Here is a 25,702-nt window from a genome sequence, read left to right as displayed (position 1 = left end):
AGATGATCACCAACTTCATGGCTTATTGTGGTTCGATCGTGAATCTGAACTGCTGTATTTATAGTAGACGGATCCTCCCATTAAGAGTATTGCGGCAATCCCAAAAACAAAACCCACTGTAGCCCACTGAGCTACCATTCCAAACGAAAGAGGAGAAACCAACTGTGATAAACGATTTCCGCCTAATCGTATCCCAAGGGCCTGAGCTGAAAATGCCACGGGGGCAATGTTCACTACACTTACGGTTGATAATGGCTGTGTTAACCCTAACCCTAATCCCAATAGCAGTGCTGCTATGCTAAAAATCAAAATATCACTAAAAAAATATAAACTGAGTAAACAACATCCGCTACTGAATAAGCAAATAAAGAGGATGTTTTTCACAGAAAAAGCTTGCAATAACTTCCCCTGTAGAAGCCGAATAATCATTGCAGCAAACCCTTGTATACCAATTATTAATCCAATCTGAGTGAGGGAAAAACCCTTTTCTATTCCATAAAGGGGAAAATAGGTTGTCATAGCTTCTCTCACCGCTAGAGTTAGCATACTCACAAGCATTGCCTGGTGCATTCCCTTGATTTTAAGTAATTGAAAGAAATTCATTTCCGATGCTTCAACATTTTTTTACTAGAATGAATCCATAGTAACATGTTTCTGTTCTTTATTAAAAGGAATCTTACATTCGTTCACCTTCGCTCTACTATACGACCCAAAATACAGTTTTGAATCTACTTTTTTTTACTTATATCAAACTAAAGTCATAAACTACTCACAAATACCTCATTCACCTCCTGTTAGTATGATATTCTTTACATATCTAGAACAGAAAAGAAGGGAACCTGCCATGAACGAGTTTACATTTATCAAGGACTATAAGCATCATGATGTCCATCGCCAAAGCTTTCTTGACCTCGCCCAACATGTGTTTGGCATAAATTTTGAACCTTGGTATAAGAAAGGTTATTGGAGCGACAATTATATCTGCTACTCCTATTTACATAACAACAATGTTGTCGCAAACGTGTCAGTTAACATAATGGACCTTTTAATTAACGGCACCTCCACAAAATCCATTCAGTTAGGTACGGTAATGACACACCCTGACTACAGAAAAAAAGGACTTGCTGCGAATCTAATTCAAAAAGTGTTCCAGGATTATGACCACCAAGTAGACTTTTCCTTTCTCTTTGCAAATGAAACAGTGCTTGATTTTTACCCGAAATTTGGTTACCACAGTCATACAGAGACACAGTATTCAACAATACTCCCAGATTCATCAGATAAGGCATCACATCAAATACGACAACTGCAACCATCTGAACTCTGTGACATGACACTGCTGTTAGATATATATCGTAAAAACAAAATCAAGTCACGCACCTTTTCTGTTAATAACGCAGAACACTTACTCACGTTTTACAGCTTGAATGTGTATCACAGCAATATTTATTATATAGAAAATAAACAACTGATTCTTATTTACTTTATGGAAAACAACGTCTGCCATCTGATAGACGTGATGTCTTCCAATGAATTATCCTTTCGGGATATAAGAAAATACCTTCCGAACTCAGAGGAAGTCGTTTTTCATTTTACCCCGTCTTTTTCAGAGATTGAAATGAAGAAAATCGCTAATATAATGGAAAATAGTGTGTTATTTGTACGCCCTTCCTCTGATTCATTTCCTTCTGAATTTACCTTTCCTAAACTTGCACACTCATAAAAAGTGGCAGAATTCTGTGCACCTAAAAACCCCGATATGAGTATTTTCATATCGGGGTTTTTTATTGAGATTCTAAGTATTCGGCTAAGGAGTAAACTGCGGTATAGAAACTTTTCATATCTACTCTCGGATCGCGTAGGTTCCGATTAAACTCTAATTGAACACCTTCCACACCTAACTGATTGCGGGAGTAATTTGCAATATTTGCTGAGCTTCCAGCAGAGAATGTATGGTTTTCATAGACAGGATTAATTCCATTTTGCTGAAAAACAGATGTAAGCTTCTCCACTTTCGTTTTCCCAATAGTCGTTCCATTCGCTGTTCCTATGTCCACTTGAAAAGGTCGACTCCTTGCTGCACCATGAAGGTCTATCACTAGAACGATATTGTGTTCTTGAACAATCCTTGCCAATTCTCGTTTAAATTCTACATCATTGTAGAAATTCCCATCTCGTGCTTCCTTGGTGCTATACAAGACATGTACTCCAGTATATTCATGTAATAATAAGCTCATAGAACCTGTATATACATCAGCCACTTTCATCCCTATATCACGGATATGGCTCGTTGTGTGTGGTGCTGTGATTAAGATGTTCGATTTGTGGTTCCCTTTCAGAAATTTCGTTTCATTTGCGGAAAGAATGTCCCCTTTATACTCATTCTGGGAAAAGAGCATTTCATATTGAAAAACTTTCGTTGCAAAAATCCCGCTAATGAATTCAGCTTCTAACTGCGATAGCAATTGTATCGCATTCACTTCCTGACTCGGTTTTTCTTTTTCTGTTGAATCATGTTCTTTGGCATTTGATTGTTCCGTCGTTTTATCGCTGTTCTCTTCCACTTGTTTTTCCAAAGATACTTCCTTCTCTATAGGTTGAACCGTAGATGAAGCTATAACTTCTTTTTCTTCGACAATTTCCTTTGGCTCAGTCAAAACTTCTTCCATTTCACCCATTGAGTTTTCTTCTTCATCTTTATCCTCATCCACCACTTGTTCTTCTCTCATCAATGTCACAACTTCTAATCGTTTTGGAAAAACAAAGTGGCGAGCTTCTAGCAAGGGATTCTTTTCATTATGTATTATTAATAAACTCCCACCCAATTCAGAAATTAATTCTTGTTCGTTACGGATTATAGGTTTGATCATTAGTGTAAAAAGTATAAGGGCAAACACGCTATATAAAATAATCCTACCCATTTTTCTTCCTCCTGCAATATACCTCTAGTGGAAACTTTATATAATCTTATCATGAATTACCAAATACATTTAGTGGAATATTGTGGGAACTCTATCGTGAGTAAATGAGAGGTTGTTAGCCTTATCAGAGGTTTCTAATTCATCTCCTCTTTATTTCAGGTCTTTCTTATTTCTGTATTTTAATTTTTCATTTCATTTGCTATGTTAAGGAACATGTTCACAAAGGAAAGCGAGCAACCTGTAGTAAAATTCAACGGCACCTGTTGTATTGGCATTTAATTAAACTTCATTTAATGGAGGATAGTAGGTATAGTATTGATTCTTAAGTAATTTCAAAAACGAAAAAACTAATGAGGGCGGCAATCCTCATTAGCTTTTTCTTATATATTGTAAAAGGGGAGTAAAAACACAAAATTTACATTTTGTGAAGGAGGAAAGTGGTGGCAAATACTTTCCTCCATTTATGAGATCATAATCCTTGGCTAAGGGATCATGTTCTTTTCTTTACTATTTTTATACCTCGTTTTTTATAATTTTAAACTTCTATTTTTCACTTAACGATATCTTATTTATTTAAGCGTCGTCTTCATTGTACGTATTATTTTCTAAGTCTTCTCCAAAATCTTCTTCACCATTTTCCTCATATTGTTCATCATTGAAGTTGTCATCCATATCTTCATTTTCTAACCCCGGTTCATCAGGATCATATTCTTCATCCAATCCTTCATTTAAATCTACATTGTTATTGTTGTCATGAAACCCGTCATCCTCCAGTGGGTCCTCGTCAACAATAGGATCATTATCCATCATTGGGTCATCAATTATATCATCATCGGCTGTTCCACAGCCTGAAAGGACACCTAAAGAAAGAACTCCCGATAAGAAAGACAATGTTAGCTTTTTCTTCATGTTTAGTTTCCTCCTGTTTAGTCATTCAGAAAGTTCCTGAATTAAATTTTATCTCATATTTATGATCACCTAAACAGGAGGAAGTTATGTTAGAATTCACTACTCAACTATTGGTACATATAACTATAAGTGGATATACCTACATGTCATCGTTAAATTCCATGTCTCCTTGGATGTCATCATTCATTGGGTCATTTTCAATATCACCACAAGCTGCTAACATTCCGATCGCAAACACACTAGACATAATTGTTAAAAGTAGTTTCTTCTTCATAAACAAACATCTCCTTTGTAGTGGTTAATGGTTTTAATAAATAAGAAAGTCTCATGAAGGTTTCTCATTTATATGGCTAGGTTTTGAAAAGAAACATCTATCCCTTTTCTTTTGCTAACCTATAGGTGATTCTAACAACCATATTTCACCTAAACAATCTATCCAAACGCATTTATCGGATCTTTTAGATTTTCCCATATTCCCACCAACATTTTAGAGATATTTTTATATTTGTCACAGAAACGTTTATCCTGTTCTTATTTCCTTGGAAATAAATGTTGAAAAATCTGCTATACAGATTGGATGTGTCGTTTTATCATTAAACAAACGTTTATTTAGTGAGAGCATTCAACAAAAACATCCTCCAGAACATCAAGTGTTCACTAAACGTTCAAGGGCCAGACCTGTGATTTTTTATTCACAGGTCTGGCCCTTGAAGAATTTGTGTACTATTTTGGATCATCTAAGGCAAACATTATTTCACATTCTGCGACTACTTTTCCGTCCACAGAAGCTACTGCTTTTCCTTTTCCAATCTTTGCACGTAGCCTTGTCATTTCAACTTCTAATCGTAATTGATCTCCAGGTTTCACTTGTCCTTTAAATCTGCAGTTATCAATCCCTGCAAAAAAAGCAAGTTTTCCTCGGTTTTCTTCCTTTTTCAAAATAGCAACAGCACCTACTTGAGCAAGTGCTTCAATAATTAAAACTCCTGGCATTACAGGGTAATCAGGAAAATGCCCATTAAAAAACTCTTCATTTGCAGTCACATTTTTCAGTCCTACAGCGCGTTGCCCTTCTTCTACCTCTAAAATACGATCGATCAACAAAAATGGATATCGATGCGGAATAATCTCCTTTATTTCTTCGACAGTTAGCATACTATTATGACCTCCTCCTATATGTAGGTTCCAAAGTAATCCTCATTCTAGTTTACTTTTTTTCCTGCTATGAAACAAGTCTTATCTTCAAACTTACATGGATGCATTGCTATCTACATTAATCTTATGTTCACGACTACATGCAACTGCAACACTAACTGATGAATAATTCTCTTCTAAATTGCTTTACATGAATCGTCCAAATGGTACCTAATAAAAATAAAAAACCCTTGTTTAGCATAACCAAATGCCCACTAGGGTTCCTAAGAAAAAACACGCTATTTTTTATCGAGCTCGTTCCATCTCTGTTCCATCAAAAATTAAATCGTAAATTTTATACCAGCTTTCAGGTTCCAAAATGTCACGTGGTGATCCTTCACCCATAATACCAAAACCAAACATAGCACCAGCTACTAAGCTTCCTGCAAAAAGAAGCAATACTATGACAAGACGGAACCAAATAGGAAATGCACGAATTCGTCCACGCGCAGCCTTCTTCAATCCTTTTTCTCGTTCTTGTTCTTTCTTCTTTTGCTTTCGGATTTGCCGACGAGTCATCTGTGACTCATCCTGCTCCTCCACTTCGGCTAGACTATAATCCTTTTGCTCCACGTCACCAATCTCCGTTCCCCTACGGTGCTCTACACGAGATTGCACCTTAGCATTATATATAGGCTCTTCTTTTGATGATTCTTCCTCATCATCTAGAGACTTTCCAATAGAAGAATTGATCCCATCATTATACTTTGGCTTACCCTCAGAAGTATCTACAGCATCGTTATAAAAAGGCTTTTGCGTTGAAGATTTCAACTCATCAGAATTACCATGTTTCCCTTCTTCAACTGACTCCTTTAAAAAACGATCTTTGCGCGAAGGTAAGACAGCACTAAATTTTGTTACAGGAATTCCCTCGTCATCCGAGACTTCACCCTTAACATCCTTAGAAGAATCAAAGACATCACTCTCCTTCTCATCCGCGTCTGGACGACGAAACGAAGCCTCCCCCTTGTCAGAAGTTACACCAGAAGCTTGTCCACCGTTAGAACGATACACCGCTCTTACGGGAGCATCAGCATCACCTGTTTCCAAATCATACTTAACAAGAGACAAAGACAGTTCGTCCTGCTTAGAAGAGTTCTCATCGTTCCGTTCACCTGAACGACTGTTTTCCGAAGAGGAAGAAGTATTGGTCTTATCTTCTGCATGATCCTTATTCGGTTGTTGGGTTGTTAGGTCCTTCTTGTCCATAGTTATCCCTCGTGTCGTTTCTACCTACGCGTTCATTTTATCGTTACCGAATGGTGTTGACAAGTCCCATCATTTGGTCGGTAATCGAGATCGCGCGGGCGTTAAACTCATAGTTCCGCTGCGTTAACATGAGTTCGGTCATTTCTTTCCCCATGTCCACGTTGGAGTGCTCCAATGCTCGTTGCATGATTACGTCAGTTCCCGCTGCTTCGTTCAGTACATCACCATAGTTGAGCTGTTGTTGTTCTAGATTTTGAAAAACAAAGGTGTTGTTTCCTAACATTGTTATTAGCTGGGGCTTCGTTATCTGAACGAGTTGAAGCTGTCCTACCACAACATTACCCTCGTTGGTTGTTCTTACTTCTATCATACCATTATTACTGATTAGTATGTCCTCATATTGTGATGGAAAGGTAATTCGGTTCCCTTCTGCTGATAAAACAAATTCCCCGTTTTGATTCACTAGTAGGTTTTCTTCTGGATTGTTAGGGTTCGGGCTTAAGTAAAATGCCCCATCTCTCGTAAATCGTCTGTTCCCATCAGCTTCTTCCAACTCAAAGAAATAACTGTTTTCCGTGATGGCTAAGTCCAGCGGGCGTTCCGTTGTTTGGATGGAACCTTGTTGTAAACGGAGGGCTGTTTGTGCTACGGCAGCTCCTGTACCTACGCGTAGTCCGTTTGGCGTTTGACGTCCAATCTCATGATGAACTACGTTTTGATTGTTTACTTGCTGAGAAAGAAGATCCGAAAATGTTACATCTCTACGTTTGAACCCTGTTGTGTTACTGTTGGATAGGTTATGTCCAATCGTGTCTAGTTTGCGTTGTAGTTGCCCCATGGTTACTGAGGAATTTATCATAGACTGGATCATCGTTTGCACCTCGGTTCTTTCATTATGTTTGTGAATTTTTCTTGTTGGGTTGGGTTCTACCTTGAAATTACGTGAACTATACTATTGAGTACTACTAACTTTGTTGTTAGTTATTCTTCGATTCGCTACAGCCCACTCATTACCGTGGGAACTGCCGAGTCACCTTGGCGACTTCGCCCGCTAAGGTGGCTGCCGTTGCTCTGTTTCCCAATGGAGTTCGTGGATCTACGCTCATTCCATCTTAAGTTATAGTACGAATCTACTCCATAACGTATTTCATACGGCATGCGGCAAATTTCACTTACATGGAGGTCTACCCTATTCGTCCAACGTCGTTTACTGCTCGTTCCATGCTTCGATCATATGCTTGGAGTACTCGTTGGTTTGCTTCAAAGGATCGTAGGGCGCTCATCATTTCTGTCATCGTTTGGGCTGCGTCTACATTGGATCGTTCTAAAAATCCTTGTTGAAGTTGAAAGGTGACATTGGGATTGTTAATTGCAGAGACTACTTCGTTTTCGCCATCATAACGAAGTAGGCCGCTACCTTCTTTTACAAGTTGTGTTGGATCTTGTACCATTGAGACATTTAATTGAGCAATGAATTGCTCGTTTCCGTCTATTATTTCGCCGTTTGCACGTACTTGGAAATTCTCGTTTCCTACATCGATTCGGTTTCCGTCCGTATCGAGTATGTAGTTTCCTTGGGAGGTAGTAAGAAATCCGTTTCCGTCAATTGTGAAATTACCATTTCGAGTAAAACGAAGCTCTCCTTCGTTGTTCTCAATATTGTATACTAATACCGCAGATTGACCTGCTTCGTTTTGTGGCATTACACCTTGTAATATAGCGATATCCGTTGTGTTGTATGTTTCTTGTATATCACCTTGGCGAAAATTTGGTATCTTTTCTTGCATATATACGCCAGTTGTAAGCTCGCCAACTCGGTAGGAACCAGTCACTCTTGATTGCCCTGTTCCCATTGCTTGGATTAGCTGATTCGGGAAGGCGCGTAAGGATGCCTGATCTGCTTTGTAACCTGGTGTATTTGCGTTAGCTATATTGTTAGATAACATTTCTTGTCTACGCTGTTGCGCGATCATTCCTGCTCCAGCTGCATATAATCCTCGTAGCAATGATTTCACCTCATTATATTTCTATTGATTAGTCTACCCTCGAAAAATACACTAGTTAGTGGTAGTCAAACTTATCCAGTATTACTAACTCTGTAGGTTTGTATTCCATTCGCTTCAGCCTGCTCGCTTTCCTGTGAGGAGTTGCCAAGCCCCCTCACGACTACGTCGTTACGGTGTCTCGACTCTACTCTACTTCCCACTGCAGTCTCGCTTGCTTACGCTCATTCCATATAAAGTGAAGAGTACTAATATGCTTCATAACGTATTTTCATCCGCCATGGTGCAAAAATTACTAACACATTTTATTGGTCTTATACTTCATAAAAATTTTTTATTATAATCTTATCGCTTGTTTTTTCACACGGTCTAAGTTCTCTAATAAAATTCCTGTTCCAATTGCTACACATTCCATTGGGTTTTCTGCAGCTAAAACTGGCACTTTAAGCTCGTCCGATAAAAGCTGTTCAATTCCATGCAGATATGCTCCACCGCCCGTAAGGATAATTCCACGATCAATTATATCCGCAGATAACTCTGGAGGAGTTTGCTCTAATACATTTTTGGATGCTTGTACAATATGAGAGATTGCTTCCTCTAATGCCTCGCATATCTCATTAGATCGAACAGTAATCGTTCTTGGCAATCCAGAAACCATGTCACGACCTCGAATATCCATCTCTTCATTCCGTCCACCTGGAAAAACTGTTCCTACATTCTTTTTAATTTCTTCTGATGTTCGTTCGCCTATTAAGAGCTTGTACTTTTTCTTAATATAGTTGAGGATATCGCTATCGAAGCGGTCTCCTGCAACTTTGATCGATGAGGCGGTGACGATGTCCCCCATTGAAAGCACGGCAACATCAGTTGTCCCACCGCCTATATCAACGACCATGTTTCCACTTGGCTGATAGATGTCCATTCCTGCGCCAACAGCAGCCACTTTCGGTTCTTCTTCCAAATAAATATTTTTCCCACCACTTTTTTCCGCAGCCTCTCGAATTGCTTTTTGTTCAACCGAGGTAATATTTGTTGGGCAGCATATTAGTATGCGTGGCTTCATGAACATACTACTTACTTTAATCTTGTTTAAGAAATGCTTTAGCATTGATTCTGTTGTATCGAAATCAGCGATAACCCCATCTCTTAATGGACGAATTGCAACAATATTTCCAGGTGTTCGGCCAACCATACGAAATGCTTCGTCTCCGACTGCCAAAACACGATTTGTGTTTGTATCGATCGCTACGACCGATGGTTCATCTAAAACAATTCCTTTTCCTCTTACGTGAATTAGTACGTTTGCTGTACCTAAATCAATCCCTATATCCCTTCCAAACATGTCTCTTCCTCCCTGACATCATAGTGCAAACGACTTGGTATAAATGATCCGAATTTACTACATACATATCCATTGTCTTATTTTATCATAATCTGCCAGAATGAGGGGAAAGGATTTTCAAAATTTATACTTTTGTTTCTACCACAACTTCCTTTTTTTTATCTGATTTACGATATTTAACTTTTGTTGCTTCACCACCCCGCAAATGTCTTATAGATTTGTGATAATCCAATATTTCTTTTACTTCGTTCGCCAACTCTGCATTGATCTCCGGCAGTCTTTCTGTTAAGTCCTTATGAACTGTACTTTTGGACACACCAAACTCTTTCGCAATCGTTCTAACTGTCTTCTTCGTCTCTACGATGTACCTTCCAATCTTGATTGTTCTCTCCTTGATGTAATCGTGCACACCTCTCGCCTCCCTAGAGTGTTTCTGGAGTTCAAAAAGACAAAGAAAAGACAGCACCCTTACTTGTATACTCATGATGTCTAAGCTGCGATCCCAGGTGCTTGCAGGTTGTCTGCCACCTCCTCGCTCTTCTTGAACGACCTATCATTATGGTAAGGTTTGTTAAATTCTATTAACGTAAGCAAACATATATGCATAAAAACAAAGAACAGTGCTTATCCGACGAAAAATATTTCAAAAATTGTGACAAATGGTATCAATTGACACAGTAATAGTTCGTATTTTCTAATCCCGATTAAATGTAGGCTAAAGTCATTTTTCTTGGATTATTTCTTTTATAGGATAGATTGTTAGTATCATTAATTTCAGGATTAGATGATGAGATTTTTGTGAATTGAGTTTACAACTAGGAATTTTTAATTGAGATTTTGGTGCAAATAGAACTTACTTTGATGTTTTCTTTTGTTGCTATCACATTTGATTACTCGGATAACTGCACACAGTTTGCACCATGTATTTTGGCCTAAAAGCCAATATGTAGGTCGATGTTTCATTTATATGTAGATTGTGTGGGGAACATGCTAAAGGCTTGGGTAATTTTTGTTGTTTTGTTCAAGATAGTCTGATTCTGCTAGATTTAGGTTACAGACTAAGAGATTATATAGGATCAACTAAAAAGTAAAACAACATCATAGAAAAAATTTGCATTATCTTTTGAGGTTTACAAAAATGTCGGAGACTTGAGTCTCCGACATTTTGTTCACAGGTCTGGCCTGTGAAGAATTTTTGAATTTTTGTGACTTGAGTTTTATACCAGGCGGGTGTGCAATTACCTACATTATATTAATTCTTCAAAATACAAGTTTCGTCCAACATCTGATTACATCATTACTGATTGAATCTTTGGTAGAACCCTCTTCATTAATCCTATAATTTATTTTTTATTAAGTTTATAGGTTTAATCAGATTTAATTGTTGACCTTGTAATCATTCTTACCAATTCAACTATCTTTAGTAGAGTGTTCTACCATCTTCTTGTAAATAAGGCTAAGACTTCACTATTCTTATTGCATCAGTTGTGCTTCTTCCGGATTAGCTTCTGCTTCCGGAGTTTCTGCAATAGTTTCAGGATCCATGCTTGGTAATGCGCTCATTGGTTGTTCCATGTAGGCAATTGGATTTACAGGAACACCATCTTTGCGAATCTCAAAGTGAAGATGAACTCCAGCATCACTATTATAGAGATTTCTACCAGCTCTACCAATTACATCACCTTGTCTTACAGTTTGGCCAACTTCTACTAGAGTACCTTCAAGACTTTGATAGATTGTTACGATATCTTCATCGTGCTCAATGTGTACTACTTGACCAAATAAAGCGTCATCTTCTGCTTTCACAACTGTACCACTCATCGCAGCTGTTACATCAAAGCTCTCACCTTCCTCCGAAGATAAGTCAATACCTTTGTTTGTGTAAAAATAGTTGTTGTATTCGATAAACGCTTGTTCTTGATCCTCCGAAGGAGTCTCTCTGTCAAAAAAAGTACCAACAACTGCAACTTCATTTTCATCTAACACTGGGTATTGAAAAACTTCGTTTGTTGCTGTTACAGGAATCGCATCTTCATCACCATCATCTAACGGTGTGTCCAAATTCGGATTGTTAATATCAAACTCTGATTCTCTCTCATCGTCTGCAACATCCGTTCCTGTACTAGAAATCCACATAAATGTCGTCAATACTACAGCTGCTAGTCCTAAATAGATTGCAGGTACTGCCCAACGATTTTTCATTAGACGCTTCAATTTAACCTGCATTGTTTCTTGTTTCTCCTCATGATTACTCATTAGATCACCACCTCAGCAATCATTCTGAGCAAATTGATTAAACTTTATACATTATTTAGAAAATTATTTATCGAATCTACAATTTTTTTTCAAAAACAAGCTATTTTATTGTAAAAACAACGTTAAGTTGGAGGTAATTTTATAATGTATCCTACAATTTGAGGTTGTTACATCATTTCATTGATTGATTTATCTAGAATATTAATGTTTTTTAAAAAGTGATGAAAAATCACACAATTCTATTTAGATCTCGAGAATATATGTGCGAATTTACGGAATATATGTGCGGGTTGAGCGATTATATGTGCGAATTCCAGGAATATATGTGCAATTTCACACTTTTATGTGCGAATGGCGAAATATATGTGCATATCACCCGATTTAATGTTCAGAACTCCATTAAGTTAAAAACGACCGTCGCAGTGGGAGATTTGATTGAACTACGTTCAAGACCATCCCCACGCGATTCAGTCGCTTTCGTCATTGTTAGCATAGATTCATTTTAAGGAGCTGCCGACACTTGTTTTCCCGAAGATGCATCCGTCTCATCTGCCGTCATGTTGCCTATGACGTCTGCAACATTTGAAATGGTCACTCCAGCATAATAGTGCTCGATTATTTCCTGATAGGTGTAGCCTTCTTTCGCCATTCCGTCTGCGCCAAATTGACTCATGCCGACGCCGTGACCCCAGCCGCGCGTTTCGATAATGATATTATTCCCGCGGCGTGTCAGGGTAAAATCGGTGGAATCCAAATCGAGTAGATTGCGAATTTCTCGGCCTGTGAATTCTTTGCCTCCGATTTCTACGCGCGCAACATTTCCTCCGGCTGTTCGGTCGAGCACCGTTCCAGCAGTTTGACCTGATAACGTTACAGACAGACGAGACTGAAAATCAGATACTGGTATCGTTTTCTCCCCTAAATATCTTGGAGAATCTAAATCCCACGGACTTTCCACACTCCGCAGATAAGGAAACTCATGTGTCCAGTAATCCTCTGAGTTCTCTGTGTAACCGTTACTTGTGGAAAAATACGATGCAGTTATAGGCTGCCCGTTAAATGTAATTACCTTTCCTTGTGTCTCAAACACTGCCTGCTTCACCCTAGCTATATTTTTCTCATACTCGGCACCCCAACGCTCACGAAGCTCATCCTCGCTCGCATACACCTGATGAAGCTCCGTATCCGTCACATCTGCCCCGTCAGGTAGCCCTAGCACATTTTCAGAAGTCAAATGCTGAATAATATATGTTCTTGCCGCCAACGCCTGCGCCTTCAACGCATCCAAGTCATATCTTGCCGGCATCTCCATCGCAACCACACCAACAATATAATCCTCAAACAGAACTTCCTCGATTACTTCCTTTTCAGATCGAAACACGGAAATAACCGTTTCATCCTCAATCCCTTCCCTCATAACGGAAGATACAGGCTTTTCACTCGTAAAATCAGAACCAACATTTACACTCGAAGATTCCACCCCCTCGTTGGAAAACCCAACAACCAAAATGGAAGGAATCACCAATATCATCACTACTAAAACTAAAAATGCCGCCATCATTTGCTTCATCAATTTGCCCACCTCTCCACAATCTTCGAGCACTGCGCCCATACACCACATATCTATGACAACCTACTACTAGTTAGAACAAAAAACAGAAAGAATATACTAGATTATATCTACTATTTTTTTCTCTTCAGGTGTGTGGACCTTTAAGGGAAGCGGATTAACGCCCTCTATTCCCCCCTATTATTTCTATATGGGAAAACTATCATTTCATGCCTCGAACTTAGTGAAAAAGAAAGTGTATCTTTCAAATTTTGTGATAGATCCTGTACCAACCTCCTCACATTGCCGGCTCGATCTGCAATATTTCACGATGATTAAATTTTCCGTTGACGCTTCTTCCCCGACATTTCACAACGTCGTACTCCTTCAAATGTCGCGAAGACGCCTCTTCCACGAATCAAACATAAAAAATCCCCTTTCCTGTTCTGTACAGTATAAGGGGATGGTGACTTTTGAATTTATTTAATTAGTGAAATGTTGTTTGTCATCCTGGGTCAATAAGTCCTACTCGCCTTATCGAAAAGGTCTTCTCAATGGCGTTTTCCATTTTGGTGCAGAAGATCTGTTCCTTTATTTCACTTGTGCTAAACTTGGATTCATTGTTAGTGGTGCTGGAGCTTCTAGGTTTTCAAGTTCGCTTTCATCAATTTCAAACACTCGCTCGATTTCAGCTCCTAGTGATTCTAATTTTTTCGCAAAATCAACATAGCCACGGTCGATGTGTTTCAACTCAGTTACACGAGTATACCCATCTGCTACGAGTCCGGCTAAAATCAGTGCTGCTCCTGCACGTAAGTCAGTAGCTGCTACTTCTGCTCCTTGAAGTTCACAAGGACCAGATATAATGGCTGCACGACCTTCAATTTTAATATTTCCATTCATGCGGCGGAATTCTTCCACGTGCATGAAACGATTCTCAAACACCGTTTCTGTGATAACTCCTGTGCCTTCAGAACAAAGTAAGAGAGCCATCATTTGTGCTTGCATATCTGTTGGAAAACCAGGGTGTGGCATCGTTTTAATGTCTACAGACTTTAACTTTTCAGGCCCGATTACTCGAACTCCTGTGCCTTCTTCCTCAATGGATACGCCCATTTCTGTCATCTTTGCAATAAGTGGACGTAGATGCTCTGGAAGAACATTTTCTACAAGAACATTTCCTCCTGAAATAGCAGCTGCTACCATGAACGTACCGGCTTCAATTCGATCCGGGATAATTGTATGCTCCGCACCGTGTAATTCTTCTACACCTTCAATACGGATAGTTCCTGTACCAGCTCCACGAACTTTTGCGCCCATAGAGTTCAAATACGTAGCAAGACATACGATTTCAGGTTCTTCTGCAGCATTTTCAATGATAGTACTACCTTTTGCCATCGTCGCTGCCATCATGATGTTTTCAGTGGCACCAACACTTGGGAAATCTAAATAAATTTTTGTTCCAGTTAGTTGACCATTTACTTTTGCTTCAATAAAACCATTTCCAATTTCTACTTCAGCACCCATCGCTTCAAAACCTTTAAGATGTTGGTCTATTGGTCTTGAACCGATTGCACATCCTCCTGGTAATGCAATTCTCGCGTGTCCCACACGAGCCAATAACGGGCCCATTACAAGAAACGAAGCTCGCATTTTTCGGACATATTCAAAAGGTGCTTCTGTATTCAACATTCCTTCAGCATTTACTGAAATTTGCCCATTTTCATACGTTACATCTGCATTTAAATTTCGAAGAACTTCATTTATAGTGTAAACATCAGCAAGTGCTGGTACATCATAAATGTTACTCTTACCTTTGCTGGCCAAAATGGATGCGGCGATGACCGGCAAAACGGCATTTTTAGCTCCTTCAACTCGGACAGTGCCGTTTAAGCTCCTGCCACCGCGGACGATAATTTTTTCCACACGTATTCCCCTCCGCGTCCTAGATTCTATATTATTAATATTCAGTCGTTATTAGTGGCGTTCCAATTGTGACGGTTGTTTCACCGCCCATTCCATCGTTTACTTCTCTTAGTGCTATTTGTACGTTCATTTTTCCACCGTTTGTCATGATTTCTTGACCCCAAAGTGGAGTGTATGCAGAATATGATACAAACGATTCTTCTTGAATATCTTCTACAACTTCAGCCGACAACGATTCTAAAATTGTTGTACCCCATTGTTTCACATCCGCATTCTCACCCAATATACTTCCTTCGACTCGTAAAAATATATCTTCTGCATCAAACGGAGTTAACTTCGAGGTAAACAGTTCAGAATACGTTTCTTGCCATTGAGGACTAGGTGAAAAGGATGCTTCATAAATGGTATAAGCGTCAAACTGACCATTGTTATAAGGTGTAACTATAATGCTGATTTTTTCCTTATAAGAATTGGATTCCGTATTTTTTCCCAACCATTTTATTTGTTCCTCTGTTTCTTCCACTATCCAATCCACTCGTTCGTCTATCTTCCATTGTTTTAAATACTTCACTACTTCATCATATGATTGAAATTGTTGTTGGTGATTACGAGCATAAATATGAAATTTATTTGACTCGATTTCCAAGCTACTTATCTCATCCTCAATGAGCTGTAATGTTTCTTGCGGCAGTTGTAAATAGTTTTCTGAACGAGTTCTATTTTCCTCAAAAATAAATGTAAAGCATAGTAAAAATGCTGCTATGACAGCGAGTAAATTCCATTTTTTCCCCATACTTCCCTCTCCCTTTTTCTCTCTCAAAATACAACCATCTCTTATTAAAATTGTTGCCTTTTGACAGGAGAGACATACATGGAATTATCCACTAAAAGCCGACAATAGTCGATATTTTTCACCTATAAGTAATACCATTAATGAATAGGAATACATAGTAATGTTTTTGGAATATTATTCGCTATGATTACATTTGTTATTTAGACGTTTTTTCTAACTATTTAGATTCAAATAATGATCTCTTAATAGTTCGATTTTACCCATTAATTAAAACAAGTGACGCAACGTCATGGACCAATTTAAATAATTTAACAGAAAGCTACTCACTAACTGGGTTACTGCGAGTGTAATAAGTATAAGTAATGCTTTTGCTTTTACACCATCTGGATTTTTCACAAACAAATCAAGCTTAAATGATTGAATGGACCACCAGACAATGACTAAAACCATTAAATTAACAATTATGTTTAGTAAGCCTTGTTGGCCCAACGACTCAAGCATGTTTTCCCCTCCGCGCAATAATATAAATTATTCCATTTGTTGCTTTTTTTTCTTGCTTGTACTTTCCAATGTTAAGTATTGACTTCACGAATAATACACGAAGACAATGTTAATAATAGCGAATTTTTTTACAAAATGCTATTTATTTTTTGCTTTTTCCATACTTTTGCATAAAGTATTTGTAATAATTTCACGAATGTAGGGAAGAAAGCGCTTTTTACACTTTTCTAGTGATTAAATATCCTTTATCCCATTAAAAGTGAATATAAACTTGTTTTTTCATTTTTGGAGTAATTACTTTAAAGTCTATTCCCTGAAAATACTTGTGTTGATAAGTAACTTTTTTCGTATCCTATTCGCTTCTGTCTGCTCCTTTCCGTCAGGAGCTCTCCGGCATCGAGCTTTGCCTTTGCACTCCTTCCCACAGGAGTTCGTGGACGCGCGCTCAATTTAGATAGTTGATGTTCCTAAATCTCTAATAATGTATTCATCCTCCAGGTTACAAATTCCTTATGCATGGAATTCTATCCTGAAAATAAGCGTTTAAGACTATCTAGTTATACTAACTTTGTTGGTTTGTAAATCGGGCAGGTAATTTGACACGAGCCGATGACGCCTGGAGCTGGAAAACAATCTAAGTCCAAAAATGTTCTTCTTTAACTTTTTTTAAAAAAATACTCTCCTATCTATTCGATAGGAGAGTAATGTTTTTGTACGTCATTTAAATTAACAGTTTTTACCTAGTAAGCATATACATCCAATTAAAGTGGGAGAAGTTATCTACAATTAAGTTTGGCATTACTCCTAAGATAATTGTGATCCCTAAAGTAATGCTAACAGCAACTGTTATTCCAACTGGTACTTTAAGATCTGCATCATTTGGATTTGGATCTCGCATAAACATTTGCTTCATTATTCCAAAATAGTAATAGAAGGAAATAACACTTGTAACAATCATAATGACAGCCAACCAAGTCATGTCAGCAGTTACTGCTCCAAAGAAGATCCAAGCTTTTCCTACAAAGCCTGCAGTAAGTGGCAAACCTGCTAACGATACTAGGAAAACAGTCATGGCAATAGCCATAAATGGGGAGCGTTTATATAGCCCAGAGAAGCTAGAAAAGTCTTCCCTTCCTGTATCTTCCGTAACTAATGTAATGATCGCAAAAGCACCTAGTACCATTACAACATAGGCAATACTATAGAATGCTATGATTGTCATGGAAAAATACGGTGCAAGTGTTGCAGCGATTGGAACGAATAAGTAACCTGCTTGAGCAATACCTGAGTATGCCATTAATCGCTTTACATTTTGCTGAGTAAGGGCGATTAAGTTACCTATGATCATCGTCAATGCTGCAATGATCGCTAATACAATGAAAAATTCATGATATAAACTATCTGGTAGTAAAGAACCTCTTTCACCAAATCCGAATATTCCTACATAGAACAATCGAAGAACTAAGGCAAAACCAGCGATTTTTGAAACAGCTGTTAAAAATGCCGTAACTGGTGTTGGTGAACCTTCGTACACATCTGGTGCCCACATGTGGAAAGGAACAATGGAAATCTTAAAACCAAAACCAACGAGCATAAAGAGAAAGCTAACGCTGATTATTACTGGGAAATCTACAAATAGTGTATTAATGTTTTGACCTATTACAACTAAGCTAGTAGAACCAGTTAAACCGTAAAGGAAGGACATCCCATATAAAATAAACGCAGATGCTGTTCCACCTAGGACGATATACTTAATAGCTGATTCTGTAGATTTTCGATTGTGCTTTTTAAAACCTGCTAAACAGTAGGAGGAAATACTCAATAACTCAAGTCCGATGAATAACGTAATTAAGTCAGCAGACGAAACCATGAGCATTGCCCCCAATGTAGCAAAGAGCAATAAGGAGTAGAACTCTCCTTGATAAATATCTTCATGTTTATCTAGATAATATAAGCTAATGGCAATGACGATGATGACAGAAAAGAGAATGATTAGCTTAAATACCATGGAAAACGGATCTACAACAAAAACATCTGCTATTGAACCACCTGTTCTGTTTGTTAAGAATACAAGAACGGCTGTTATTATTAACGTGATGATACTTAGACGTCCAAGGAACGGTTTTTTCCCTTTAATCCCAGTCATAAAGTCAAGCGTGAAAATTACTAAAGCTAGGGCTGCTAAAACGATTTCCGGAGTCATTAAAGACCAGTCCGCATTAAAAGCTGAATACATTGTCTTTAACCCCCTATCTTCGACAAGATGTCGATCACTGTAATGTTAATAACGTCGCTTAAGATATTCGGATATACCCCGATGAGAATACTAAATGCTAACAGCCCAATCATAGGGATGTACTCCAATGGACGAGCATCCGATAACCCTTTGTACTTTTCATCTAACTGACCGAACGTAGTACGCTGCATTGCCCATAATAAATATGCAGCTGTTAAAATAATACCTAAACCTGCGATAACACCTAGTACTTTTGCGCCTGGAAGAATCGACGCATCAGCTCCAAAGATTCCGATAAATGCAAGCAACTCACTCACAAATCCAGAAAGTCCTGGTAATCCTACCGACGCCATTGCTGCGGCAAGCATGAAACCTGCAAGAATAGGTACGGATTTAGATAATCCACCAAGCTCCGAAATCGTTCTTGTTTTCGTACGCTCATAAATAGCTCCGACCATAAAGAACAGTAATGCAGAAATGAAACCATGTGATACAAGTTGGAAGATTGCCCCTTGCATACCTGATGCAGTAAAGGATGCAATACCTAGTAATACAATCCCCATGTGACTAATACTTGAGAATGCAACTAGTCGTTTTAAGTCCGTTTGTACAAGAGCGAGTAATGCACCGTAAACGATGTTGATTACCCCTAAAATAGCGATCAGCATTGCAAAGCGTGCTGCCTGATCCGGTAAGATCCCTACACCAATACGAATTAAACCGTAACCACCCATTTTTAGTAACACCCCTGCTAAAATCATACTCGCTGCAGTTGGTGCCTCTACGTGTGCATTTGGAAGCCACGTATGGAATGGGAAAACTGGTAGTTTTATCGCGAAAGCAACAAATAGTGACAAGAATACCGCTGCCCTTACACCGGAAGTTAATACCTCTGGATTATCAGGGTTTGCGAAAATGTACGCTAGATCCAACATGTTAAATGTTAAGTAATAGAAGTTCGATGCCTGTGCTCCTAAGTAGAAGATCACGATAAAGGTGATGAACATGATCGCACTACCTAACCCTGTGTAAACTAAGAATTTAAATGCTGCATAATATTTCTCTTTTCCACCCCATATCCCAATGATGAAGAACATTGGAATGAGCGTTAACTCAAAGAATAGGAAGAAAAGGAACATATCTAAGGATACGAATACCCCTAACATTCCTGTGAGCAAGAGAAGCGACCAAATGTAAAATTCTTTTACCCTGCTCGTAATAGTCAATGATGCAAATAACGCCAATGTTGTTACGATTGTTGTTAAAACAAGAAGCGGCATTGATAATCCGTCAATTCCAACAGAATAGTTAATTTGAACGATATTAAAGTCAAACCAAGGTACAGAATGCAAGAACTGCATTTCTGATATAGAACGATCAAATTGCCCCCAGATAACAAGTGAAAGAATAAGCGCAACACTCGATGTTCCAATTGCTAAAGACCGAATCGCATTCGTATATTCCTTTGGAGTAACCAAGATGAACAACGCTCCGACTAAAGGTAAGAAAATAAGTAGAGTTAATAAGTTTGGGATCATCCGAAATACCCCCTTATGACGAAGGCAATTGCAACTACAACAAGTCCTCCGATGATCGAAACTAAGCCATATGTTTGAAGCTGACCATCATGTCGCTTTGCAAAGCTACGACCAGTTATACGAGTGGTTGCTCCAACAAAATTTACGATACCATCGACAATATTCCGATCCAATTCCCAAAAGAATCGTCCGATAGCGACCGTAGGCTGAACAAATACCTTAGCGTAAAGTTCATCCATATAATATTTATTAAGAAGAAGCTTGTGTACTCCAGGAAACTTGCTAGTGAAAGTATCCTTCGCGATGGCTCCTTTGTAGTACATCGCCCAAGCTAATGCAATACCCCCTACTGCTATAGCAATAGATAAAACTGCTAACCAAAGCTCTCCGTGTGCTTGGTAGCCAACATTTACATCTTGTAATAAGAAGTTTTCCAGACCAAGACCAAATGGTGTATTAATAAGACCTGCTACAATAGCTAAGAACGCTAACACAGATAAAGGTACAGTCATAAGCTTCTTATTCTCATGTGGTTCGTGATCTCCACGGAATTTCCCAGTGAAGGCTGTAAAGAATAATCGGAACATATAGAAGGCTGTCATAAATGCCGTGATCACTGCAATGGTAAACAGGAAGATATCTCCGCCTTCCCAAGCAGCTGCTAATACTCCCTCTTTACTCCAGAAACCAGCTAATGGCGGAATCCCTGCAATCGCTAATGCACCGATCAAAAAGGTAATGGAAGTGACTTTCATTCTGCTCCAAAGGCCACCCATTTCTCTTATATCTTGACGGTGATGTACTGCATAGATAACACTACCTGCTCCTAAGAATAGAAGAGCTTTAAAGAACGCGTGTGTCATGAGGTGGAACAAACCTGCCACATAACCACCTGTTCCTAATGCTAGCATCATAAATCCGAGCTGACTTATGGTTGAATATGCTAAAATACGTTTTATATCTGTATTTACTAGCGCAATTGTTGCTGCAAAAATGGCAGTTATGGCACCTGTGTATGCTACCACTGTCATCGCAGTACTTGATGCTAGGAATAATGGATACATTACACCAACTAAGTACACCCCAGCAGCTACCATTGTAGCAGCATGGATTAACGCAGATACTGGCGTTGGACCTTCCATCGCATCAGGCAACCACACATGAAGCGGGAACTGAGCGGATTTACCAACAGCTCCAAGGAAAATACAGATTGCGATAACTGTGATCATTGTGTCATTAACAAGTCCAGCTTCTACTGCAGAGAAAATGGCTCCGTATTCAAAGCTTCCAGTTGCATTAAATAGAAGTACAAGACCAATAAGTAAACCAACGTCACCGATACGAGTAGTTAAAAATGCTTTTTTCGCCGCTGCTGCAGCCTCAGGCTTAAAGTACCAGAAACCTACGAGTAGGAACGAACAAAGTCCAACTAACTCCCAGAAAATAAATAATTGTAAAATATTTGGTGATAACACCAATCCAAGCATAGAAAATGAGAAAAGTCCTAAGTAAGAATAGAAAACATGGATTCTATCATCTTCATGCATATACTCTTTTGAAAATACGTGTACTAATAAACTTACAACGGTTACCACGATCAGCATCATTGCATTCAATGGAGTTACTTCATACCCCATTGTGATTGTGCTGCTACCGAACGTAATCCAGTCTATTACGTATGTGCTAGTTTCTCCACCAATTCGTTCAAATAACACCAATACCGATAGAATGAACGATAGGGCCAAGGCTGTTATTCCAACGTAGGACGCCTTTTCTTTAAGAAATCTTCCTACGAATAACAGGATGATGAAGGCGATTAGCGGAAAAACCGGGATTAACCAGGCATTTTGTATCATACCATCACCTTTTCCTCTATTAATCTTGTGCAGCAAGAAGATCGATTCTCTCTTCCTTTGCTGTTTTGCTTTGAGATATTACGATAACATATCATGTCTGTTAGCTTCTCTTTTTCTACCAACGTAACAAGTCATGTTTTATCACATCAATAGACCCTTTGTTACGATAGAGAGCAATAAGTATTGCCAATCCCACCGCTACTTCTGCGGCTGCAACAGAGATGACAAACAGTGTAAACACCTGACCTGTTATATTTACAACTGGGCCAATACTTGAAAAAGCTACTAGATTGATATTTACTGCGTTTAGCATTAGCTCAACAGAGGCAAGTACGATAACTAAATGTCGTCTCGTTAACACCCCGTATAGTCCGATACAAAACAATATGGCAGCAAGAGCTAAATATAGATTAATGGAAACCATATTATTTCGCCTCCTTTCGTGCTATAACGATAGCTCCGATAAGGGCAGCTGTAAGCAAGAAGCCCATTCCTATTAATGGAACAACGTAGTTTCCATATAGTTCTAGACCTATTTCATGTGCTGTGCCTTTTTCGTAAATGGTTGGTTCCTTTGTTGCTAGGTCCATATTTAGAATTCCATAAAGCAAGACACCTAACAACGTACCAACTCCCAAAAAGCTTAGAACCCTATGGGCTTTTCTAGGATGACTACCAAACGTAACATTACGATGCTCTGTCATCATCATACCGAATATAAATAATATGGTAACTGCCCCAGCATAGACGATGATTTGAATGATCCCAATGAACTCTGCACCTAAAAGAAAATAGAGACCTGCTACTGCAAAGAAACTGAACGCCATAGCAACTACTCGGTGTGAAATACGGCTAAGCTTCATAACGAGGACTGCACATGCAATGGCAATGATTGCAAAGACGAGAAAGAAGATCATTTGCGTATTCACTTACGTTCACCTCTTTCTCCCATTTCTGGTACAGGATCTGATTCTTCGTAATGTCCATAGACATGATTGTCCGTGAGCCACTTAATGTCTTTAAATTGTTCGGAACGGTTAAAAGAACTTAAGTTGTTATAACGAGCTGTCATAACGATGGCATCTGTTGGACATACCTCCGTACAGAAATCACACAAAATACAGCCTTGGAAATCAATATTATACGTATCGATGATTTTCTTTTTTGGATTTTCTTCTGATTTTTTCCCCGTCAACGTAATAACATCGGTCGGGCAAGCGGTAACACATAAATTACAAACAATACATTTGTCAGGAAAAAAACGATGAATACCCCGGAAGCGTTCTGGCATTACTACTTTTTCATCAGGGTATTGGATGGTGATTTTTTTCTTCCTAAAATAATTAAATGTTACGCCGAAGCCTTTTAATAATCGAAACATTCTACCACCCCATCCACACTTTAATTATCGCTGTTATTACAATGTTCAGTAACGCTAACGGGATGAGCACCTTCCAACCAAACTGCATCAAATGATCTACTCTTGCACGTGGCAACGTAGCCCGCAGCCAGAACCATAAGAACATGAACAAACACATTTTCAATAGGAACCATGCAACTCCTGGTAAAAAGGCTGGTCCTAACCAACCACCTAAGAATAAGGTTGTAGCAAATGCCGAAATTGCAATTGCGTATGTGTACTCCGCTAGCATGAAGAAGGCATAGCGAAAACCAGTATATTCCGTATGGTAACCTGAAACAAGCTCTGATTCTGCCTCTGGCAAGTCAAATGGTGAACGGTTCAACTCCGCAATTGCAGAGATGATATAGATGACAAATGCTAGGAACTGCGGAATAATAAACCATAATCCGATCTCAGCTTGGAAGTAAACTATATCCCTTAAATTCAAAGAACCTACTAAAATAACAATCCCCAATACAGATAAAACAAGTGGAAGTTCATAACTTATCATTTGTGCAACCCCACGAATCGCACCTAATAGGGAATACTTATTGTTGGAACTCCAACCACCCATTAACACACCTAACATTGTCATGGAAGAAACCCCTAAGAAATAAAGAACTCCAATGTTTAGGTCAGCTGCATAGATAGTATCACTCCAAGAAATAACAGCAAAAACAGTAAAAGCTGGTGCGAATGCAATAACTGGAGCAAGCACAAATATTTTTTTATCTGCTGCTGTAGGAATGATGTCTTCCTTCATTAAAAGCTTCGTAACGTCTGCGATTGTTTGGAACAACCCCCATGGACCGTGACGGTTTGGACCATTACGAATTTGCATATATCCGATAACTTTACGCTCAAAGAGAATAGCGTATGTAACGGCACCTAAGAGTGCTCCTAAAACGGCAACTGCATAAAGAAACATCATAAGTGTGTCCATTATGCATCCACCTCCCCTAATACGATGTCAAGACTTCCGAATATCGCAACGAGGTTTTGAATATTTTGTCCTACTAATAAATCTTGAAGTATTGCTACGTTTACAAAGGAAGGTCGTCGTAACTTTATACGGTACGGCTTATTTTTTCCGTTACTAATCGCATAAACACCAATTTCTCCTTTGGATGCTTCCGCTCTTGTGTATGCTTCCCCTGCAGGTGGTTTAATCATCATGATTCGTTGTCCTTTTTTCGTGATGATATCTCCATCTGGAATTTGCTCACAAGCTTGCTCAATGATTTTTAATGATTCATAAAGCTCATCAATTCTTACTTTATAGCGGGCATACACATCCCCTTCTTCACGAGTAGGTATATCGAAATCAAATCGATCGTAAACAGAGTAAGGCTCATCTTTTCTTACATCCATCTTCAAACCGCTCGCACGTGCAAGAGGGCCAGATATTCCCCAATCTAATATTTGTTCTTTTGATAGTTTTCCAACACCGATCGTTCGAGATTGGAAGATTTCATTTCCAGTTACAAGGGTATCGTACTCGTTAATATTTTCACGAAGCACTTTCACCTTTTCTTTCACTCGATCAACCCATCCCTCTGGAGCATCCCACTTCACTCCGCCAATACGGACATAGTTAAAGGTCATTCGAGCACCACTGATTTCATTTAATAAGTCAAGACAGTGGTCACGATCACGGAATGCATATAAGAAAGGACTTAATGCTCCAATATCTAACAAATACGTTCCCCACCAAACAAGGTGACTAGCGATTCTGTTTAGCTCCATCACGATAACTCGTAAGTATTCTGCTCGCTCCGGAACTTCCCATTCGAGTAATCTCTCAATTGCGGAACAGTATACGTAGTTGTTCGTCATCGCATTCATATAATCGAGTCTATCTGTATACGGAATAAACTGTGTATAAAGAAAGCGTTCTGCAAGTTTCTCCGATCCACGATGTAAATACCCCATGATTGGCTCCGCTTTTGTAATCGTCTCCCCATCTACTTCCACGAGCAAACGAAAAACGCCGTGTGTACTAGGGTGTTGTGGACCCATGTTTAATGTCATCGTTTCCGTTTTTATTGACATCCGTTCAGCACCCCC

General features: G+C 38.9%; 23 protein-coding genes and 1 pseudogene. 1 reads left to right on the top strand and 23 read right to left on the bottom strand.

Annotated elements, in window-relative coordinates; translation table 11 throughout:
• Positions 1 to 15 precede the first annotated feature (15 nt).
• Positions 16 to 606: pseudogene (locus tag ACERII_RS23120) on the bottom strand (MFS transporter); the annotation flags it as partial.
• Between the two features lie 238 nt (positions 607 to 844).
• Between ACERII_RS23120 and ACERII_RS23115 the strand changes: the two are divergent.
• Entirely contained in the window at positions 845 to 1,723 is an 879-nt protein-coding gene (locus tag ACERII_RS23115) for a GNAT family N-acetyltransferase (RefSeq protein WP_373645343.1), read from the top strand.
• Between the two features lie 61 nt (positions 1,724 to 1,784).
• Here ACERII_RS23115 and ACERII_RS23110 read toward each other — a convergent pair whose 3' ends face one another.
• The 22 genes from ACERII_RS23110 to ACERII_RS23005 form a co-directional block, all read right to left on the bottom strand.
• Positions 1,785 to 2,921: a hypothetical protein gene (locus ACERII_RS23110; RefSeq protein ID WP_373645342.1), complete on the bottom strand. Its 1,137-nt coding sequence runs from the start codon at positions 2,919 to 2,921 to the stop codon at positions 1,785 to 1,787.
• Positions 2,922 to 3,494: 573 nt separating this feature from the next.
• Positions 3,495 to 3,830: a hypothetical protein gene (locus tag ACERII_RS23105; protein ID WP_373645341.1), complete on the bottom strand. Its 336-nt coding sequence runs from the start codon at positions 3,828 to 3,830 to the stop codon at positions 3,495 to 3,497.
• Between the two features lie 139 nt (positions 3,831 to 3,969).
• A complete protein-coding gene (locus tag ACERII_RS23100; protein ID WP_373645340.1) occupies positions 3,970 to 4,104 on the bottom strand; it encodes a hypothetical protein in 135 nt (44 codons plus the stop codon).
• A 449-nt stretch (positions 4,105 to 4,553) separates the two neighbouring features.
• Entirely contained in the window at positions 4,554 to 4,985 is a 432-nt protein-coding gene (gene fabZ / locus ACERII_RS23095) for a 3-hydroxyacyl-ACP dehydratase FabZ (RefSeq protein WP_373645339.1), read from the bottom strand.
• A gap of 285 nt (positions 4,986 to 5,270) precedes the next feature.
• A complete protein-coding gene (locus ACERII_RS23090; protein ID WP_373645338.1) occupies positions 5,271 to 6,233 on the bottom strand; it encodes a DNA-directed RNA polymerase subunit beta in 963 nt (320 codons plus the stop codon).
• 43 nt (positions 6,234 to 6,276) lie between these two features.
• Entirely contained in the window at positions 6,277 to 7,104 is an 828-nt protein-coding gene (locus tag ACERII_RS23085) for a flagellar hook-basal body protein (RefSeq protein ID WP_373645337.1), read from the bottom strand.
• A 313-nt stretch (positions 7,105 to 7,417) separates the two neighbouring features.
• A complete protein-coding gene (locus ACERII_RS23080; RefSeq protein WP_373645336.1) occupies positions 7,418 to 8,239 on the bottom strand; it encodes a flagellar hook-basal body protein in 822 nt (273 codons plus the stop codon).
• Between the two features lie 334 nt (positions 8,240 to 8,573).
• Entirely contained in the window at positions 8,574 to 9,578 is a 1,005-nt protein-coding gene (gene mreB / locus ACERII_RS23075; protein WP_373645335.1) for a rod shape-determining protein, read from the bottom strand.
• A 124-nt stretch (positions 9,579 to 9,702) separates the two neighbouring features.
• The gene (gene spoIIID / locus ACERII_RS23070) at positions 9,703 to 9,987 is read right to left on the bottom strand and encodes a sporulation transcriptional regulator SpoIIID (protein WP_373645334.1); all 285 of its coding nucleotides are present in this window, start codon (positions 9,985 to 9,987) and stop codon (positions 9,703 to 9,705) included.
• Positions 9,988 to 11,051: 1,064 nt separating this feature from the next.
• Entirely contained in the window at positions 11,052 to 11,834 is a 783-nt protein-coding gene (spoIIQ, locus tag ACERII_RS23065; protein WP_373645333.1) for a stage II sporulation protein SpoIIQ, read from the bottom strand.
• 502 nt (positions 11,835 to 12,336) lie between these two features.
• Positions 12,337 to 13,392, bottom strand: a complete 1,056-nt coding sequence (spoIID, locus tag ACERII_RS23060; protein WP_373645352.1) for a stage II sporulation protein D — start codon at positions 13,390 to 13,392, stop codon at positions 12,337 to 12,339.
• A gap of 582 nt (positions 13,393 to 13,974) precedes the next feature.
• The gene (gene murA / locus ACERII_RS23055; protein WP_373645332.1) at positions 13,975 to 15,309 is read right to left on the bottom strand and encodes a UDP-N-acetylglucosamine 1-carboxyvinyltransferase; all 1,335 of its coding nucleotides are present in this window, start codon (positions 15,307 to 15,309) and stop codon (positions 13,975 to 13,977) included.
• A 34-nt stretch (positions 15,310 to 15,343) separates the two neighbouring features.
• The gene (locus ACERII_RS23050) at positions 15,344 to 16,102 is read right to left on the bottom strand and encodes a YwmB family TATA-box binding protein (RefSeq protein WP_373645331.1); all 759 of its coding nucleotides are present in this window, start codon (positions 16,100 to 16,102) and stop codon (positions 15,344 to 15,346) included.
• Positions 16,103 to 16,369: 267 nt separating this feature from the next.
• Complete coding sequence (locus ACERII_RS23045) at positions 16,370 to 16,603, bottom strand: DUF1146 family protein (protein ID WP_373645330.1); 234 nt, start codon at positions 16,601 to 16,603, stop codon at positions 16,370 to 16,372.
• 736 nt (positions 16,604 to 17,339) lie between these two features.
• Complete coding sequence (locus ACERII_RS23040; protein ID WP_373645329.1) at positions 17,340 to 18,839, bottom strand: NADH-quinone oxidoreductase subunit N; 1,500 nt, start codon at positions 18,837 to 18,839, stop codon at positions 17,340 to 17,342.
• 5 nt (positions 18,840 to 18,844) lie between these two features.
• Positions 18,845 to 20,377, bottom strand: a complete 1,533-nt coding sequence (locus ACERII_RS23035; RefSeq protein WP_373645328.1) for a complex I subunit 4 family protein — start codon at positions 20,375 to 20,377, stop codon at positions 18,845 to 18,847.
• The gene (gene nuoL, locus ACERII_RS23030) at positions 20,374 to 22,233 is read right to left on the bottom strand and encodes an NADH-quinone oxidoreductase subunit L (protein ID WP_373645327.1); all 1,860 of its coding nucleotides are present in this window, start codon (positions 22,231 to 22,233) and stop codon (positions 20,374 to 20,376) included. Before nuoL ends, ACERII_RS23035 begins: the two co-directional genes overlap by 4 nt.
• Positions 22,234 to 22,348: 115 nt before the next feature.
• Entirely contained in the window at positions 22,349 to 22,657 is a 309-nt protein-coding gene (nuoK, locus tag ACERII_RS23025) for an NADH-quinone oxidoreductase subunit NuoK (RefSeq protein ID WP_373645326.1), read from the bottom strand.
• A gap of 1 nt (position 22,658) precedes the next feature.
• Complete coding sequence (locus ACERII_RS23020) at positions 22,659 to 23,162, bottom strand: NADH-quinone oxidoreductase subunit J family protein (RefSeq protein ID WP_373645325.1); 504 nt, start codon at positions 23,160 to 23,162, stop codon at positions 22,659 to 22,661.
• The gene (locus ACERII_RS23015; RefSeq protein ID WP_373645324.1) at positions 23,159 to 23,614 is read right to left on the bottom strand and encodes a NuoI/complex I 23 kDa subunit family protein; all 456 of its coding nucleotides are present in this window, start codon (positions 23,612 to 23,614) and stop codon (positions 23,159 to 23,161) included. The genes ACERII_RS23020 and ACERII_RS23015 overlap by 4 nt, the downstream gene beginning before the upstream one ends.
• 1 nt (position 23,615) lies before the next feature.
• Entirely contained in the window at positions 23,616 to 24,578 is a 963-nt protein-coding gene (gene nuoH, locus ACERII_RS23010) for an NADH-quinone oxidoreductase subunit NuoH (RefSeq protein ID WP_373645323.1), read from the bottom strand.
• Entirely contained in the window at positions 24,578 to 25,687 is a 1,110-nt protein-coding gene (locus tag ACERII_RS23005; RefSeq protein ID WP_373645322.1) for an NADH-quinone oxidoreductase subunit D, read from the bottom strand. Before ACERII_RS23005 ends, nuoH begins: the two co-directional genes overlap by 1 nt.
• Between the last annotated feature and the right edge of the window lie 15 nt (positions 25,688 to 25,702).

Source organism: Evansella sp. AB-rgal1, assembly GCF_041820985.1.
GTDB lineage: Bacteria > Bacillota > Bacilli > Bacillales > Salisediminibacteriaceae > Evansella.
Note: the sequence above shows the minus strand (reverse complement) of the source record. Positions and strands in the feature narration are given on the sequence as shown.

Bases quoted from the DNA above. Each gene is read 5' to 3' on its own strand.
- ACERII_RS23115 (WP_373645343.1), top strand. From the start codon at position 845: ATGAACGAGTTTACATTTATCAAGGACTATAAGCATCATGATGTCCAT.
- ACERII_RS23110 (WP_373645342.1), bottom strand. From the start codon at position 2,921: ATGGGTAGGATTATTTTATATAGCGTGTTTGCCCTTATACTTTTTACA.
- ACERII_RS23105 (WP_373645341.1), bottom strand. From the start codon at position 3,830: ATGAAGAAAAAGCTAACATTGTCTTTCTTATCGGGAGTTCTTTCTTTA.
- ACERII_RS23100 (WP_373645340.1), bottom strand. From the start codon at position 4,104: ATGAAGAAGAAACTACTTTTAACAATTATGTCTAGTGTGTTTGCGATC.
- fabZ (WP_373645339.1), bottom strand. From the start codon at position 4,985: ATGCTAACTGTCGAAGAAATAAAGGAGATTATTCCGCATCGATATCCA.
- ACERII_RS23090 (WP_373645338.1), bottom strand. From the start codon at position 6,233: ATGGACAAGAAGGACCTAACAACCCAACAACCGAATAAGGATCATGCA.
- ACERII_RS23085 (WP_373645337.1), bottom strand. From the start codon at position 7,104: ATGATCCAGTCTATGATAAATTCCTCAGTAACCATGGGGCAACTACAA.
- mreB (WP_373645335.1), bottom strand. From the start codon at position 9,578: ATGTTTGGAAGGGATATAGGGATTGATTTAGGTACAGCAAACGTACTA.
- spoIIQ (WP_373645333.1), bottom strand. From the start codon at position 11,834: ATGAGTAATCATGAGGAGAAACAAGAAACAATGCAGGTTAAATTGAAG.
- spoIID (WP_373645352.1), bottom strand. From the start codon at position 13,392: ATGGCGGCATTTTTAGTTTTAGTAGTGATGATATTGGTGATTCCTTCC.
- ACERII_RS23050 (WP_373645331.1), bottom strand. From the start codon at position 16,102: ATGGGGAAAAAATGGAATTTACTCGCTGTCATAGCAGCATTTTTACTA.
- ACERII_RS23045 (WP_373645330.1), bottom strand. From the start codon at position 16,603: ATGCTTGAGTCGTTGGGCCAACAAGGCTTACTAAACATAATTGTTAAT.
- ACERII_RS23040 (WP_373645329.1), bottom strand. From the start codon at position 18,839: ATGTATTCAGCTTTTAATGCGGACTGGTCTTTAATGACTCCGGAAATC.
- ACERII_RS23035 (WP_373645328.1), bottom strand. From the start codon at position 20,377: ATGATCCCAAACTTATTAACTCTACTTATTTTCTTACCTTTAGTCGGA.
- nuoL (WP_373645327.1), bottom strand. From the start codon at position 22,233: ATGATACAAAATGCCTGGTTAATCCCGGTTTTTCCGCTAATCGCCTTC.
- nuoK (WP_373645326.1), bottom strand. From the start codon at position 22,657: ATGGTTTCCATTAATCTATATTTAGCTCTTGCTGCCATATTGTTTTGT.
- ACERII_RS23015 (WP_373645324.1), bottom strand. From the start codon at position 23,614: ATGTTTCGATTATTAAAAGGCTTCGGCGTAACATTTAATTATTTTAGG.
- nuoH (WP_373645323.1), bottom strand. From the start codon at position 24,578: ATGGACACACTTATGATGTTTCTTTATGCAGTTGCCGTTTTAGGAGCA.
- ACERII_RS23005 (WP_373645322.1), bottom strand. From the start codon at position 25,687: ATGTCAATAAAAACGGAAACGATGACATTAAACATGGGTCCACAACAC.